Source organism: Curtobacterium sp. MCLR17_058 (assembly GCF_003234705.2).
Classification (GTDB): Bacteria; Actinomycetota; Actinomycetes; order Actinomycetales; family Microbacteriaceae; genus Curtobacterium; species Curtobacterium flaccumfaciens.
In genome coordinates this window covers 3,294,047-3,307,991 of sequence record NZ_CP126262.1, presented here as the reverse complement: position 1 = coordinate 3,307,991, position 13,945 = coordinate 3,294,047, and the positions used below count along the sequence as shown (strand labels likewise).

Genomic DNA, 13,945 nt, shown 5'->3' with positions numbered 1-13,945 from the left:
TGTGGACCCGGCCGCGTGCGCGACGGGACGTCCCGACGATACCCGGGACGGGCCTCCAGGCCGGTGTGGCTGAGCCGCGGGACGACCATCAGGCCGGCCGCAGCCGGAGTGCCTGCATCCCGCCGTCGACCGCCAGCTCGACGCCCGTCGTCGACCGGGCGAGCGGGCTCGTCAGGTAGGCGACCGCCTCGGCGACCTCTGCCGCCTGCACCAGACGTCCGTGCGGCTGGCGTGCCTCGAGCGCGGCGCGTTCGGCGGCCGGGTCATCCGCGGACGACAGGAGTCGCGCGATCCACGGGGTGTCCGCGGTGCCGGGGTTGACGGCGTTGACGCGGATGCCCTCGCGGACGTGGTCGGCGGCCATCGCGCGGGTGAGTGCGGAGATCGCCCCCTTCGTGGCGGAGTAGAGCGCCCGCTGGGGCAGCCCGGCGGTGGCCGCGACGGAGCACGTGTTGACGATGCTCGCGCTGTCCGACGCTCGGAGGTGGGGGAGTGCGGCGCGGGACAGGCGCACGGCGCCGAGGACGTTGACCTCGTACACGCGGCGCCACTCGTCGTCGGTGTTGTCCTCGACCGTCCCCTGGGCGCCGATGCCGGCGTTGTTCACGAGCACGTCGAGACCGCCGAGCTGGTCGACGGCCGACGCGACGGCGGCACGGACGGACTCGTCGGACGACACGTCGCAGGTGACGGAGACGAGTCCCTCGGCGATGGACGGCTGCAGGTCGAGCACGGCGACCGCTGCGCCGCGCTCCTGCAGTGCGGCCGCGATGGCCGCGCCGATGCCGGAGGCGCCGCCGGTGACGATCGCGCGGAGACCCGCGTGGGTGCTGGGCATCCCGGTCGCGGTGGTGTCGGTCATCAGGCTGCTCCCACTGTCTGGCGCTGCGAGCCGAGCCCGTCGGCGGTGAGCTCGACCACGTCGCCGGGCTGCAGGTACGGCGCGTGCCCAGCCAGGGCGACCCCGGCCGGTGTGCCCGTGCTGATGACGTCGCCCGGGTACAGCACCATGAACTGCGACAGGTACCGGACGATCTCGACGGGTCGGAAGATCATGTCGGCGGTGGTGCCGTCCTGCCGCACCTCGCCGTTGACGGCGAGCCGGAGTGCGAGCGCCGCCGGGTCGACCTGGTCGGGGGTGACCAGCCACGGGCCGAGCGGGTTGAACGTCTCGCAGGACTTCCCCTTGTCCCACTGCCCGCCGCGCTCGAGCTGGAATGCCCGTTCGGAGACGTCGTTGGCGATGGCGTAGCCGGCGATGCAGGCGCTCGAGGCCTCGTCGGAGTCGCAGTAGCGGGCGGTCTGCCCGATGACGACGGCGAGTTCGATCTCCCAGTCGGTCTTCTCGCTGCCGCGGGGGATCAGGACCTCGTCGTCCGGGCCGATCACCGTCATCGGGTCCTTCATGAACACGATCGGCTCGGTCGGGATCTCGGCGCCGGTCTCGGCGGCGTGGTCGCGGTAGTTCAGGCCGATGCAGACGACCTTGCCGGGACGGGCCACCGGTGCTCCGCGGCGGAGACCCTCGGCGTCGGGCAGCGCTCGGAGGTCCCCGGCGCTCCGCGCGTGCCGGACGCGGGCGACCGGGTCGGACGCCAGGAAGGCCCCGCCGATGTCGGTCGTGATCGGGCGGAGGTCGAGGACCTCGCCGTCGGTGTCGACCGCGACGGGGATCTCGCCGCCCGCGGGGCCGAGTCGTGCGAACTGCATCGTTCCTCGCTCTCCGGCTGCACCGGCGCAACCAGAGACATCCTATGTCTGCTCCGGGTTGCCGACAAGGTCGCGGGTGCTGAGGGTCCTCCCATGCAGGTACGTGCGCTCCGCCGTCCCGCTCAGCACCGACTGCCGTTCGTCCGGGGTCAGGTCGGCCAGCGCGTCGGTGGTCCGCCGCACCACGTCGTCGTAGGTCGTGGCGAGCGTCGAGACGGGCCAGTCCGACCCGAACAGCGACCGCTCCGGGCCGAACCGCTCGACCACCGCACGGACGTACCGGTCGACGGGCTGCCGTCGCCACTCCGGTCCGGCCTCGGTGAACAGTCCGGACACCTTGCAGGCCACGTTCGGACGCGCGGCGAAGTCGTCGATCCGGCTCACCCACCCGGGATCCCCGCCCGCGATGTCGGGTTTGCCGGCGTGGTCGAGGACGAACGATCCCTCGGGCACGGCGTCGAGCAGCGCGAGGGCAGCGCGGTGCTCACGCGCTCGGACGAGCACGTCGAACACCAGGCCGGCGGCGGCCACCGCACGGACTCCGCGGACGACCTCGGGCCGGGCGAGCCAGTCCGGGTCCGGTTCGTCGTGCGCCTGGTGGCGGATGCCGACCAGGCGGGTGCTGGCCGGCCGGTCCCCGCCGGACCCCGCGATCAGTGCGGCGATCCGGTCGACGACGTCCGGGGCGGTCAGGTCCACCCAGCCGACGACCCCGGCGACCGGCTCGGGCTGCTCGAGGAGCCAGGCGGTCTCGCCGGGGTCGTGCACGGCCTGCACGACGATCGTCCGGGTGACGTCGGTGCTCCGGGCGGCGGCGCGGAGGTCGTCCACGTCGAACCGGCGGCGGATCGGAGCGACCGAGTCGTCCATCCAGGGGTACGGCCGGTCGGCGGGATCCCAGAGGTGGTGGTGAGCGTCGATGATCACGCGCTCATGATGCCCGATTCATCCGATGTCCGCCCGGAGGTGCCGGTGCGGCGACCGCTCGCGCTCAGCGACACCTCACGCGCCACAGTGCCCGTGAGGTGGCGTTGGGCGCGTGGAGTCGCAACCGCCAACGCCGATCAGACGACGCCGGAGGCCTCGAGCTCGGCCCGCAGCTCGGCGTCCGACGGCTCGACGAAGTGCTTGCCGTTGGGCAGCACCACGACGGGGATGTTCTTCCGGCCGCTGATCGCCTCGGCACGGTCGGCCGCGGACAAGTCCTGCTCCACGTCGACGTACTCGTAGTCCACGCCGAGGGTGTCGAGCAGCGCCTTGGACCGACGGCAGTCGCGGCACCAGTCGGCACCGAACATGGTCACGCGGTCGGGGGCAGTCGTCACATCGCTCATGTGCAGAGAGTACGTCGGAGCGCCCCCGGGCATTCCCGGAGCGCCGCCGGACCCGCGCCCCGCTCGCCCTACGATTGGCACATGCCGCCAGCACCCGATCCCGCGACGCTGGCCTGGGCCTCGGCGGCCGTCCGGCGCTTCGCCGCCGCGACCAACCTGCTCGTCGCCGCCCGACGGTTCCGCATCGTCGGCGGTGACCCCCGTGACGCCGCGGCACTGCGGCACCTGCTGACCGCACTCGGGGCGCGCGAGGCCGAGCAGCCGAACCACCAACACCAGCACCGGCAGCACCCGTCCGACCTCGTCGACCAGCTCTGGTGCCTCGGCACGCCCGAGGAGTCGACCCCCGCGGTCGAGCAGGCCGCCGACCGCCCACGCGGCACCACCTTGGTCGTCATCGACGCCGGTCGGTACCTGCCTGCCGTCGAAGAGGACGCCTTCGGTCCCGTCACATCGGCCCGCCCCGGCGTGCTCGCCGTCCCGATGCTCTCCGACGACGTCTTCCTGGTGTCCACCGGCCGCGACCTCGAAGACGACCCCGCAGCGGACGCCCGCTTGCGCTGGGCACGACGTTCCATGCCGGTCGCCCGCTCGGTCGCCGCGGAGCTCCGCGACGGCGGACTCCTGCGCGGCACCCGCATCGGCGTCGCGATGTTCCTCGAGCCCAAGACGGCGGTGCTGAGCCTGCTCCTCCGTGACGCCGGCGCCGAGGTCGTCGTCTACGCCCACGCCGACGAGACCGACGACGCCGTCGCCGAGGCACTGCGGTCCGCCGGCCTGGCGGTCTTCGCGAGCAGCACGGCGACGCTCCCCGAGCAGAAGCAGCTGGCCCTCGCGATGCTCGACACCGCGCCGCACATCCTGCTCGACGACGGCTCGCACGTCATCCGGCTCGCCCACCAGGAACGCCCCGACCTGCTGCCGACGATGCTCGGAGCCGCCGAGGAGACCACGAGCGGCCTGCGACCCCTGCGTGTACTTGCGGCGCGTGGCGAGCTCGGCATCCCGGTGATCGCGGTGAACGACGCCCGCACCAAGACGTTCTTCGACAACCGGTACGGCACCGGGCAGTCGACGGTGTTCGCGGTGCTCGACCTGGTCGACGGGCTCGCGTCCGGCACACACCGGGTGATCCCGGGAGGCGCGGCGGTCGTCGCCGGGTTCGGGCACGTCGGCGAAGGGGTCGCCCTGGTGCTCACAGCCCTCGGGTTCCGGGTGACGGTCGCCGAGACCGACCCGGTCCGCGCCCTGCAGGCGCGGTTCGCCGGGTACGCCGTGGCCCCGCTCGTCGAGGCGGTGTGTGACGCCGACCTCGTGATGAGCGCCACCGGGGTGTCGCACACCATCGACCTCGAGGTGCTCCGTGCCTGCGCGGACGGTGCGGTCCTCGCCGTCGCCGGAGGGGTCGACCAGGAGATCGCCGTCGACGGCGCGCTCGCCGCCGGGGCCCGGCGCCAGGACGTGGGCCCGAAGGCCGAGCGGTTCGTGTTCCCCGGGTCCGACGGTGGGCCGATCGTGCTCGACGACGGTGGCTGCATCAACATCACCGCGGCCGAGGGCAACCCGGTCGAGATCATGGACCTGTCGTTCGCCGTGCAGCTCGGCGCCGTCCGGATGCTCCTGGAACGCGGCGACGAACTGGAGCGTGCCGTCGTGCCGATCGACCCCGCGGTCGACGACGTGACCGCCCGCACGGCGCTCGCCGCCTTCGGAACGTACGTCGGGCCTCCCGGCCTTCCCCCTGAACACCCGGCGGACCGCGAGCCGGACGTCCGGACGCACCGTTTCGGAGACCCGGCGTGAGCGCCCGACAGCACCCGGTCACGGTGCACTCGGCGCGCGTCGTCGTCCCGATGACGGCGCCACCGATCGCGGACGGCGCGGTCGCCGTGCAGGACGGCCGGATCCTGCACGTCGGCGACCGGTCGTGGGTCATCGACCAGCTCACCGGGTCCGACGCGACCTTCACCGAGCGGCAGTGGCGTGGCGCGCTCCTGCCCGGACTCGTGAACGCGCACTCGCACCTCCAGTACACCGGCATGGCCAGTGTCGGCCAACGGCAGTACAGCGGATTCGAGGACTGGGCCGCAGCGTTCAACGTCGACTACGCCGAACCGCACGACTGGCGGGCCGAAGCCGCGGACGGTGCACGGGCGTCGATCCTGGCCGGCGTCACGAGCATCGCGGACATCGTCACCGACATCGAGGCCTCGACCGCGCTGCAGGACGCCGGGCTCGGCGGCATCGCGTACTGGGAGGTGATGGACTGGGAGAACGACGCTTGGCAGTCGCACGGTCGCGACCAGGTGCTCGACGAACTCGACCGGATCCCCACGACGCCCGGTGCCGGCCTGTCCCCGCACGCGCCGTACTCGCTCGAGGTCGCCCCGCTGCTCGAGCTCCCCGACATCGTGCGGCAGCGCGGTCTGCGACTGCACCTGCACCTCGGTGAAGCGGCATTCGAGGGGGAGCGCACCGCCCTCGGTCCGGTCCCCGGGCTCGACGGGGTCGACGGCGTCGGCCACGGGAACGACTGGCACCTGGCGAACGTGCCGTCGTTCCGGGCGCTGCGAGCCCTGGGCTTCGGTGCCAGCGCGACCGCGTTCGTCGACCGCCTCGGCGTGCTCGGGCCGGACTGCCACATCGCCCACGGGGTGTACATGACCGCCGCCGACCGGGCCCTCCTGCGTGCCCGGGGCACCGCCGTCGCACTGTGCCCGCGGTCGAACGCCGTCATCGGCCTCGACCCGCCGCCCGTCGCCGACTACCTGCGCGAGGGCAGCCCGATCGCGATCGGTACCGACTCCCTGTCGTCGTCGCCGTCCCTCGACCTGATGGCCGACGTCACCGCGCTCCACCGCATCGCTCGTGCCCAGGGCTACGGGCACCGTGACCTGCACGAGCGGCTGCTCGCGGCGGCGACCCTCGGTGGTGCGCACGCGATGGGGCTGGCCGTCGGACCGGACCGCATCGGGCACCTCGCCGTCGGGGCGCGCGCCGACCTGGCGGTCTTCGACGTCGACGCCCGGACCGTGCCGGACGCGCTCGCCGAGCTCGTCGAGGACGGCGCCGGGCGGGCGGCCGCCACCGTGATCCGCGGGGTCGTCCGCGCCGCAGCGGGCGTCGTCACCGAGCCGGCTTCCCCGCACATGGACATCCCCGCACCGCACCAGGAGGAACGATGACCGAGTCCGCACCCCACCCCGGAATGGCCGCACGCCGAACCGTCACCGGTGAGCTGATCGAGTGGCTCGACGTGCCGAAGCGCGCGATCGCCCTCGGCATGGAACCGCACCCCGAGGGCGGCTGGTACGTCCGCACCTGGACCTCGCCGGCGACGGTCACCACCCCCGCGGGGGACCGTCCGGCCGCCACCCTGATCCACTTCCTGCTCCCCCCGGGCGAGGCCTCCGCCTGGCACCGGGTCACGAGCGACGAGATCTGGATGTGGCACGGGCCGGACACCGTCGACCTGCAGCTCGGCGGCGACGGTGACGTCCCCGAGCCCGGTGCGACGATCACGCTCGGCCCGGACGCCGGACGCGACCGGGTGAACGACGCGCAGGCGTTCGTGCGCGGCGGGGTGTGGCAGCGGACGATCCCGGGCGACGGCGAGGTGCTGCTGAGCTGCCTGGTGTCGCCGGGCTTCTCGTTCGACGACTTCACGATGGCCAACGACGGGGACCCTGCCGCCGAGTAGCACCGCGACACCGTTTCGCGTTGGTATCCCACTGCGAAGTACACTTCGACCTGCCCCCACCCCCCGCACGAAGGCCCGACCGTGACCCGTCCCCTCCGCTTCACCCTCGCCGTCGCCACCGCCGCGGTCGCCGCCCTCGCCCTGTCGGCCTGCTCCGCCGGGGGCAGCAGCAACGCCGACGGCACCGTGACCGACGGCAAGCTCACGATCGCCACCGGTGACCCGGCGTACTCGCCCTGGGTCGAGGACAACAAGCCGCAGTCCGGCAAGGGCTTCGAGTCCGCCGTGGCCTACGCGGTCGCGAAGGAGATGGGCTACAGCAAGTCCGACGTCGTCTGGAAGCGCAGCACCTTCGACAGTGCCATCGCGCCGGGCCCGAAGGACTGGGACCTCAACGTCCAGCAGTTCTCGATCGACGCGAAGCGCAAGAAGGCCGTCGACATGTCGAGCGCCTACTACACGACGACCCAGGCGGTCGTGACGACCTCCGGGTCGAAGGCCGCCGGCGACACCACGATCGCTGCCCTCAAGCAGGACGCGATCGGCGTCGCGACCGGTTCGACGAGCATCGCGAGCGTCAAGGACGTCCTCGGTGTCACGCCGCAGGTGTTCAACTCCAACGACGACGCCGTGCTCGCGCTCAAGTCCGGGCAGATCGACGCGATCGTCACCGACCTGCCGACGGCGTTCTACATGGCCTCGGCCCAGGTCGACGACGGCACCGTGTCCGCGCAGTTCCCCGACGACGGCAAGGGCGACCAGTTCGGCTTCGTCCTGCCGAAGGACTCGGAGCTGACGAGCAAGGTCGACAAGGCCCTGAAGACCCTCGACGACGACGGCACCCTGCGGGACCTGCAGACCAAGTGGCTGTCGTCGGAGACCGGCACGCCGGTCCTGAAGTAACCGGATGACCCTGCCAGCAGGGGCCGGCACCCCGGTCGCCGCACCCGCGCCGAGCCAGGTCGAGCTCGAGCGTCGGCTCTACCGCCGCCAGCGTGGCCGTCGCTCGGTCGTGGTGTCGGTCGTCTCCACCCTGGTCGTGCTCGCCGTCGTGTACTTCGGCGTCGTGAACACCCCCGGCTGGGCAGCGGTGCAGCAGTCGTTCTTCGACCCGGAGACCGCGGTCGACACGTTCCCGGACATCCTGCTGGGCCTCTGGCTGAACGTCCGGATCCTGTTCTTCAGCGCCATCGGCGTCGCCGTGTTCGGCACGCTGCTCGCGGTCGTCCGCGGCCTGCGCAACCCGGTGTTCTTCCCGCTGCGGATGCTCGCGACCGGCTACACGGACCTGTTCCGTGGCCTGCCGCTCATCATCGTGCTCTACCTGGTCGGCTACGGCATCCCCGGGCTCGGGGTGTTCCCGCGGCTCCCCGCCGAGGTCTGGGGCACGATCGCGATCACCCTGACCTACTCGTCGTACATCGCCGAGGTGCTCCGCGCCGGCATGGAGGCCGTGCACCCCTCGCAGCGCCTGGCCGCCCGGTCGCTCGGGCTCTCGCACGTCAAGACCCTGCGGCTCGTGGTGCTGCCGCAGGCGATCCGCAAGGTCACCCCGGCGCTGATGAACGACTTCGTGTCGATGCAGAAGGACGTCGGTCTGGTGTCGATCCTCGGGGCCGTCGACGCGGTCCGCTCCGCCCAGATCGCGCAGGCCGAGACCTACAACTTCACGCCGTACTTCGTCGCCGGGCTGCTGTTCGTGGTGATCAGCCTGCCGCTGATCCGCGTCACGGACGCGATCGCGCGTCGCCAGCAGCGGCGCGAGCAGATCGGAGGGACCGTATGAGCGAGGCCGGCCAGGAGGCCCGTGGTGCGTCCGGTACGGACGCCGCGGTCCTCGAACTGCGCGGGTTGCGCAAGGCCTTCGGCGAGCACGAGGTCCTGCGCGGGATCGACCTGACGGTCCATCGGCACCAGGTCATCTGCGTCATCGGGGCCTCCGGCTCCGGCAAGTCGACGCTGCTCAAGACGGTCAACCTGCTCGAGGGCATCGACGACGGCGAGATCCTGCTGCAGGGCACGGACATCGCCGACCCGCGCGTCGCCGTCGACGCCGTTCGGGCGCGCATCGGTGTGGTGTTCCAGCAGTTCAACCTGTTCCCGCACATGAGCGTGCTCGACAACGTCACGCTCGCCTCCCGCCAGGTGCACGGCATCGGACGGGCCCAGGCCGAGGACACCGCGCGCCGGCTGCTCGACCGGATCGGTCTCGCTTCGTTCGCCGATGCGTACCCCGACCGCCTGTCCGGTGGTCAGCAGCAGCGCGTCGCCATCGTCCGGGCGATCGCGTCGGACCCGGAACTCCTGCTGCTCGACGAGGTCACGAGTGCCCTCGACCCGCAGCTCGTCGGCGAGGTGCTCGACCTGGTCACCGAGCTGAAGCGGCAGGGTTCGACGATCCTGATGACGACGCACGAGATGCACTTCGCGCGGAACGTCGCCGACCGGATCGTGTTCCTGCACCGCGGCGAGGTCGTCGAGCAGGGATCCCCCGCCGACGTCCTCGACCACCCGCAGCACCCGGCGCTCGTCGAGTTCCTCGCCCGCGTGCACGCCTAGGGCGTCAGCAGCACCTTGCCGATCACCTCGCCGTCGCGCACGCGGCGGTGGGCTTCCTCGACCTCGGCCAGGGGCAGCACCGAGTCGATGACCGGGCGCACCCGGCCGTCGGCGACCAGCGGCCAGACGTTGTAGCGGACCGCCTCGACGATGGCGGCCTTCTCGGCGAGTGGCCGTGCGCGCAGGGTCGTGCCGCTGATCGTCGCGCGCTTCCGCATCAGCACCCCGAAGTCGAGCTCGGCGGTGCGGCCGCTGCCCGAGGCGATGACCGCGATGTGCCCGTTCGGTGCGAGGGCCTGCAGGTTCCGCTCCAGGTAGGACGGTCCGACGACGTCGAGCACCACGTCGACGCCGACACCGTCGGTGAACGCCATGACGCGTTCCACGAAGTCCTCGGTGCGGTGGTCGATCACCAGGTCGGCACCGAGGTCACGGGACGCGGCGACCTTGCGGTCGCCGCCGCTCGTCGCGATCACCGTCGCACCGAGGGCCTTCGCCCACAGCACCGCGTGTGACCCCATGCCGCCCGTACCGCCGTGCACCAGGAGCGTCTGCCCCGGCCGGAGCCCGGCGAGCATGCCGATGTTGGAATAGACGGTGCAGGCGGCCTCGGGCAGCCCGGCCGCCTCGACCAGGTCGACGCTCTCGGGGACCGGCAGCACCTGGGTGACCGGCGCGACCACGAGCGACGCGTACCCGCCGCCGGAGAGCAGTGCGCACACCCGGTCGCCCACCGCCACGGTCGCGACGCCCGCACCGACGGCCCGCACCGTGCCGGAGACCTCGAGCCCGAGGATCTCCGAGGCCCCGGGCGGCGGCGGGTAGTTCCCCGCGCGCTGCTGCAGGTCGGCGTTGTTGACGCCGGCCGCGGCGACCTCGATCAGGACCTCGTCCGTGCCGGGTTCCGGGTCGGGCAGGTCGGTGACGGACATGGAAGCGTCGTCGAACGTGATGGCTCGCATGCCCTCGACGGTACGCGCCACGTGCCTCCGGCCGGGTGCCGGTCGCCCACAACCCGGCCGGTCTCCCTGTGGATGTTCCCTGTACGCTCGATGACGGATCTGCACCTCATCCGGGGGAGTGCGGACAGATCGAGGGGGACTCTCCACCATGCCCAAGAAGCTCATCGCGCTGGCCACCGCCGGCCTCGCACTCACGCTGCTCGCCGGTTGCTCGACCGGGCCGTCGAAGGCCGAGCAGTGCACGCAGTTCGAGAAGACCGTCAAGTCCGCCGCCCAGGGCGTCCAGTCCGAGGCCGCGAACCTGCAGTCCGACCCGGATGCCGCCGTCACGAAGCTCAAGGAGCTCGACGAGAAGATCTCCGACGGCGTCGACGACCTGTCGGACGACGACCTGAAGGCCAAGGGCGACGCCTTCGAAGAGGCGTACGGCGACCTGGTCGACGACATCGAGGACATCGCCGACGACCCGCAGTCGGCCGACGTCTCGGCCCTGACGAAGTCCAGCACCAAGGTGCAGGACGCCGGCAACGCGTTCCAGAAGGAGTGCAACTCCTGATGCGCCGTACCCTCACCGCGCTCGCCACCGCCGGCCTCGCACTCACGCTGCTCGCCGGCTGCTCGGGCGGCGACGGCGGTTCGTCCGACGGCGGCTCCTCCAGCGGCGACTCGGGTTCGTCCAGCGCCCCGTCGGCCTCGAAGACCGCCGCAGCAGCACCCGCCCAGACCAAGCAGGAAGCCTGCTCGCTGCTCGAGAACGAACTCGCGTCGTTCCTCAAGGAGCAGGGTTCGAGCTCCGCCCCGGCCGAGCCGAAGGCCCGTGCGGCGCTCGTCGACGAGTTCGTCCAGCGCATCGACTCGGCGTTGACGAAGGTCTCGAACGACCAGGTGCACGACACGTTCGAGGACTTCTCCGGCGCGGCCAAGGGCTACAGCTCGGCCATCCGCTCCGGCGCGGCCGAGGACTCCACCGAGGTCACGAAGGCCCAGTCCGAGGTGCAGACCACGCTCGACCAGGTCTCGGCGGTCTGCCCCGCCAAGAGCTGAGCGGGCACACGCCCGGCCACGCATGACGACGCCCCGCCGCTCCTGGACCAGGAGCGGCGGGGCGTCGTGCTTCCCCCGTCGGGGGAACGGGCGTCAGACGGCCGCGGGCTGCGAGGCGTCGAGGCGTGCGACGTCCTCCGGCCGCAGCCGCACGGTCGGCGCCGTGATCGAGTTCAGGATCGACTGCGGCCGCGACGCACCGGGGATCGGCACGACGACGTCGCTCTTCTGCAGCTCCCACGCCAGGGCGATGACCTGCGGGGTGACCCCACGGTCGCGGGCGATGTACGCGAAGTCCTCGAACGCCGTGCCGAGGTCCGCCGCGCTCCCGATGCCACCGAGGGGGCTCCACGGCAGGAACGCGATGCCGAGCTCGTCGCACAGCTCGAGTTCCGGCTCGCTCGACCGGAACTTCGGCGAGTACTGGTTCTGCACCGACGCCAGGCGTCCGCCGAGCACCTCGTTCGCGGTGCGGATCTGGTCCGGGTCGGCGTTCGAGATGCCCGCCATCCGGATGACGCCCTCGTCGAGCAGCTCGGCGAGCGCCCCGATCGAGTCGGCGTACGGCACTGCCGGGTCGGGGCGGTGGAACTGGTACAGGCCGATCTGCTCGACGCCGAGCCGCTTCGCCGAGGCCTTCGCCGCCTCCTTCAGGTACTCCGGGTGCCCGTTCTGCGCCCAGTTGCCGGCCTCGGGGCGCAGGTGTCCGCCCTTCGTCGCGATGAGGACGTCCGAGGTGTCGTCGTGGAACTCCCGGACGGCCCGCGCGATGAGCTCCTCGTTGTGCCCCACCTCGTCGTGGCCGCCCAGGTGGTAGGCGTCGGCGGTGTCGATGAGCGTGACACCGTTCTCGAGCGCTGCGTGGATCGTGGCGATGGACTGACGTTCGTCCGGTCGGCCCTCGATCGACATGGGCATCCCGCCCAGACCGATGGCACTGACGGACACGTCTCCGATGACTCGTTGCTTCATCGGCCCAGCATGCGCCGGGGGTGCGCTCGCACGCCCAGGTGGTCACGCCGTGGCCGTGACCGACAGGCGGACTGGAGGCGCGTGGCGGCCCCGCCTTCGCGCCTCCAGGCCGGAACGCACACGCGTTCTCGGACAGGACACGCGTCGATCGACGCGTGTCCTGTCGGAAGCGTGGTGTCGGTCAGGCGCTGGCGGACACCGACGACGAGGCGGAACCGCTGTCGACGGCGTTCGCGAAGACGACCCCGCCCCACACGATGACGACGATCGCGAGCACGAAGCCGATCGCCGCGATCCACCACGACGGCTTCCGCCGGATCCACGCGCCGATCGACAGCACGATCGTGGCGACCCCGATGACGAAGGCGCCACCGACTGCGATGGCCGCGCCACCGAAGTACCCGCCGGGCGTGCAGCCCGACGAAGCGTCGCACTCCGCCGTGGCCGAGGCGATCGCGACGATGCCGACGACCGCCGTGATCGCGGTCATGACGGCACCGAACACCAGGAGCAGCACCGTCGAGATCCGGTCGGCGAGCTTCGCCGGCGGGAACAGCGTGGTGCCACCGCGCTCCCACGCCGCGCGCTGCGCGTCCGTGGGACCGGAGGAGGACTGCGGCGGAGGGCCGGGGACGTTGGACCAGGTCATGCGTGCAGTCCTACCGCGCCTCGACCCCGAACGCCTGTGCGAGCCGCTGGATCTTCTGCGCCCGACCGAGCCGCGGCAGGTCGGAACCGTCGCGGATGACCCGGCCGCGGGCCTCGAAGTCGTCGAGGAAGTCCTGCGCCCAGGCGACGTCGGTCGGCGTGGGGGAGATGACCTCGTTGATGACGGGGAGCTGCTCGGTGTCCAGGCAGAGCTTGCCGGTGAGGCCGAGCGACACGGCCACCTGCGACTGCTCGCGGAGGATCGGGTGCGACGAGCCGACCGTGGGGCCGTCGATCGGGCCCGGCAGGTCGCCGACGCGCGAGGCGACGACCAGCTTCGACCGCGGGTACGCCATCGCGAGCGTGTCGGCGCTGGTCCCGGTGTCGCGGCGGTAGTCGCCGGAACCGAAGGCCAGGCGGAACGCGCCCTGCGCCTTGGCGATCGACACGGACTCCTCGATGCCCAGGGCCGACTCGACCAGGGCGATCACCGGCGTCTGGCCGCCGAGCCGGTGCCAGGTGTCGGTGACCTGGGCGGGGGACTCGGTCTTGGCGAGCATGACGCCCTGCAGCCCGGGCAGGCCGCGGAGCTCCTCGACGTCGTCCGCCCAGAAGTCCGTCGTGACGTCGTTGATGCGCACCCAGGCCTCGCCACCGCCGGCCAGCCAGGCGGCGACGCCCTGCCGGGCCGAGGGCTTCGCGGCGGGGTCGACGGCGTCCTCGATGTCCAGGATGATCTGGTCGGCGCGGGAGCGCTGGGACTTGTCGAACCGGTCGGTGGCGGTGCCGGAGACCAGCAGCCACGACCGTGAGATCTCGGCGGGGACCGATCGACGCCGGTTCGGCGTGGGGGCGGACGGAGCGGTGCGGTCGTCGATGGCCATGCCCCGTTGGTACCACACCGAACGGGGCTGCCGTCGGATCGGGCGCGCCGCACGTCGGGTCGGACGGTGGCGCACGTCGGGCCGGACGGCGGTCACGTCCGTGCGGAAACCCCGAAACCTCGGTTCATTGCC

16 protein-coding genes are annotated in these 13,945 nt (G+C 72.1%); 8 read left to right on the top strand and 8 right to left on the bottom strand.

Translation table 11 applies throughout. The annotated features are described in order from the left end of the window. Positions 1-88: 88 nt before the first annotated feature. The 4 genes from DEJ11_RS15595 to DEJ11_RS15580 form a co-directional block, all read right to left on the bottom strand. Positions 89-862 (bottom strand): SDR family NAD(P)-dependent oxidoreductase, encoded by a 774-nt coding sequence (locus DEJ11_RS15595; RefSeq protein ID WP_258375253.1) that lies wholly within the window; start codon positions 860-862, stop codon positions 89-91. Continuing rightward, on the bottom strand, positions 862-1,710 hold the full coding sequence (locus DEJ11_RS15590) for a fumarylacetoacetate hydrolase family protein (protein WP_111102454.1): 849 nt from the start codon (positions 1,708-1,710) through the stop codon (positions 862-864). The genes DEJ11_RS15595 and DEJ11_RS15590 overlap by 1 nt, the downstream gene beginning before the upstream one ends. A 42-nt stretch (positions 1,711-1,752) precedes the next feature. Continuing rightward, positions 1,753-2,637, bottom strand: a complete 885-nt coding sequence (locus DEJ11_RS15585; RefSeq protein WP_111102453.1) for an amidohydrolase family protein — start codon at positions 2,635-2,637, stop codon at positions 1,753-1,755. A 137-nt stretch (positions 2,638-2,774) separates the two neighbouring features. Next, positions 2,775-3,044, bottom strand: a complete 270-nt coding sequence (locus DEJ11_RS15580) for a glutaredoxin family protein (protein ID WP_111102452.1) — start codon at positions 3,042-3,044, stop codon at positions 2,775-2,777. 81 nt (positions 3,045-3,125) lie between these two features. Between DEJ11_RS15580 and DEJ11_RS15575 the strand changes: the two genes are divergently transcribed. The 6 genes from DEJ11_RS15575 to DEJ11_RS15550 all read left to right on the top strand — a co-directional run bounded on the left by DEJ11_RS15575 (position 3,126) and on the right by DEJ11_RS15550 (position 9,303). Next, positions 3,126-4,847, top strand: coding sequence for an adenosylhomocysteinase (locus DEJ11_RS15575; protein WP_111102451.1), 1,722 nt, complete (start codon positions 3,126-3,128; stop codon positions 4,845-4,847). Beyond that, positions 4,844-6,229 (top strand): amidohydrolase family protein, encoded by a 1,386-nt coding sequence (locus DEJ11_RS15570; RefSeq protein WP_258367011.1) that lies wholly within the window; start codon positions 4,844-4,846, stop codon positions 6,227-6,229. The genes DEJ11_RS15575 and DEJ11_RS15570 overlap by 4 nt, the downstream gene beginning before the upstream one ends. After that, a complete protein-coding gene (locus tag DEJ11_RS15565) occupies positions 6,226-6,744 on the top strand; it encodes a cupin domain-containing protein (protein ID WP_258375251.1) in 519 nt (172 codons plus the stop codon). The genes DEJ11_RS15570 and DEJ11_RS15565 overlap by 4 nt, the downstream gene beginning before the upstream one ends. Positions 6,745-6,825: 81 nt before the next feature. Next, positions 6,826-7,647 carry an ABC transporter substrate-binding protein gene (locus DEJ11_RS15560; RefSeq protein WP_111105210.1) on the top strand — a complete coding sequence of 274 codons (822 nt, stop codon included), beginning with the start codon at positions 6,826-6,828 and terminating at the stop codon, positions 7,645-7,647. Between the two features lie 4 nt (positions 7,648-7,651). Then, positions 7,652-8,530 (top strand): amino acid ABC transporter permease, encoded by an 879-nt coding sequence (locus DEJ11_RS15555; protein ID WP_111105198.1) that lies wholly within the window; start codon positions 7,652-7,654, stop codon positions 8,528-8,530. Next, positions 8,527-9,303 carry an amino acid ABC transporter ATP-binding protein gene (locus DEJ11_RS15550; RefSeq protein ID WP_111030700.1) on the top strand — a complete coding sequence of 259 codons (777 nt, stop codon included), beginning with the start codon at positions 8,527-8,529 and terminating at the stop codon, positions 9,301-9,303. Before DEJ11_RS15555 ends, DEJ11_RS15550 begins: the two co-directional genes overlap by 4 nt. Here DEJ11_RS15550 and DEJ11_RS15545 read toward each other — a convergent pair. After that, positions 9,300-10,265 (bottom strand): NAD(P)H-quinone oxidoreductase, encoded by a 966-nt coding sequence (locus tag DEJ11_RS15545; protein ID WP_111105199.1) that lies wholly within the window; start codon positions 10,263-10,265, stop codon positions 9,300-9,302. The two genes, DEJ11_RS15550 and DEJ11_RS15545, sit on opposite strands and share 4 nt — an antisense overlap. A gap of 148 nt (positions 10,266-10,413) precedes the next feature. On the opposite strand from DEJ11_RS15545, the gene DEJ11_RS15540 reads away from it, so the two are divergent. Together DEJ11_RS15540 and DEJ11_RS15535 are read left to right on the top strand one after the other, a co-directional pair. After that, positions 10,414-10,821 carry a hypothetical protein gene (locus DEJ11_RS15540; protein WP_071404030.1) on the top strand — a complete coding sequence of 136 codons (408 nt, stop codon included), beginning with the start codon at positions 10,414-10,416 and terminating at the stop codon, positions 10,819-10,821. Next, entirely contained in the window at positions 10,821-11,309 is a 489-nt protein-coding gene (locus tag DEJ11_RS15535; protein ID WP_111038989.1) for a hypothetical protein, read from the top strand. Before DEJ11_RS15540 ends, DEJ11_RS15535 begins: the two co-directional genes overlap by 1 nt. A 93-nt stretch (positions 11,310-11,402) precedes the next feature. On the opposite strand, the gene DEJ11_RS15530 is transcribed toward DEJ11_RS15535, so the two are convergent. The 3 genes from DEJ11_RS15530 to DEJ11_RS15520 all read right to left on the bottom strand — a co-directional run bounded on the left by DEJ11_RS15530 (position 11,403) and on the right by DEJ11_RS15520 (position 13,813). Beyond that, positions 11,403-12,281, bottom strand: coding sequence for an aldo/keto reductase (locus tag DEJ11_RS15530; RefSeq protein ID WP_071244093.1), 879 nt, complete (start codon positions 12,279-12,281; stop codon positions 11,403-11,405). A 181-nt stretch (positions 12,282-12,462) separates the two neighbouring features. Next, positions 12,463-12,930 (bottom strand): DUF6264 family protein, encoded by a 468-nt coding sequence (locus DEJ11_RS15525; RefSeq protein ID WP_111030703.1) that lies wholly within the window; start codon positions 12,928-12,930, stop codon positions 12,463-12,465. Between the two features lie 10 nt (positions 12,931-12,940). Further along, on the bottom strand, positions 12,941-13,813 hold the full coding sequence (locus DEJ11_RS15520) for an HpcH/HpaI aldolase/citrate lyase family protein (RefSeq protein ID WP_017887994.1): 873 nt from the start codon (positions 13,811-13,813) through the stop codon (positions 12,941-12,943). Positions 13,814-13,945: the final 132 nt, after the last annotated feature.

Coding starts and splice junctions, on each gene's coding strand:
- DEJ11_RS15595 (WP_258375253.1), bottom strand. CDS start 862: ATGACCGACACCACCGCGACCGGGATGCCCAGCACCCACGCGGGTCTC.
- DEJ11_RS15590 (WP_111102454.1), bottom strand. CDS start 1,710: ATGCAGTTCGCACGACTCGGCCCCGCGGGCGGCGAGATCCCCGTCGCG.
- DEJ11_RS15580 (WP_111102452.1), bottom strand. CDS start 3,044: ATGAGCGATGTGACGACTGCCCCCGACCGCGTGACCATGTTCGGTGCC.
- DEJ11_RS15575 (WP_111102451.1), top strand. CDS start 3,126: ATGCCGCCAGCACCCGATCCCGCGACGCTGGCCTGGGCCTCGGCGGCC.
- DEJ11_RS15565 (WP_258375251.1), top strand. CDS start 6,226: ATGACCGAGTCCGCACCCCACCCCGGAATGGCCGCACGCCGAACCGTC.
- DEJ11_RS15555 (WP_111105198.1), top strand. CDS start 7,652: ATGACCCTGCCAGCAGGGGCCGGCACCCCGGTCGCCGCACCCGCGCCG.
- DEJ11_RS15550 (WP_111030700.1), top strand. CDS start 8,527: ATGAGCGAGGCCGGCCAGGAGGCCCGTGGTGCGTCCGGTACGGACGCC.
- DEJ11_RS15545 (WP_111105199.1), bottom strand. CDS start 10,265: ATGCGAGCCATCACGTTCGACGACGCTTCCATGTCCGTCACCGACCTG.
- DEJ11_RS15540 (WP_071404030.1), top strand. CDS start 10,414: ATGCCCAAGAAGCTCATCGCGCTGGCCACCGCCGGCCTCGCACTCACG.
- DEJ11_RS15535 (WP_111038989.1), top strand. CDS start 10,821: ATGCGCCGTACCCTCACCGCGCTCGCCACCGCCGGCCTCGCACTCACG.
- DEJ11_RS15530 (WP_071244093.1), bottom strand. CDS start 12,281: ATGAAGCAACGAGTCATCGGAGACGTGTCCGTCAGTGCCATCGGTCTG.
- DEJ11_RS15525 (WP_111030703.1), bottom strand. CDS start 12,930: ATGACCTGGTCCAACGTCCCCGGCCCTCCGCCGCAGTCCTCCTCCGGT.
- DEJ11_RS15520 (WP_017887994.1), bottom strand. CDS start 13,813: ATGGCCATCGACGACCGCACCGCTCCGTCCGCCCCCACGCCGAACCGG.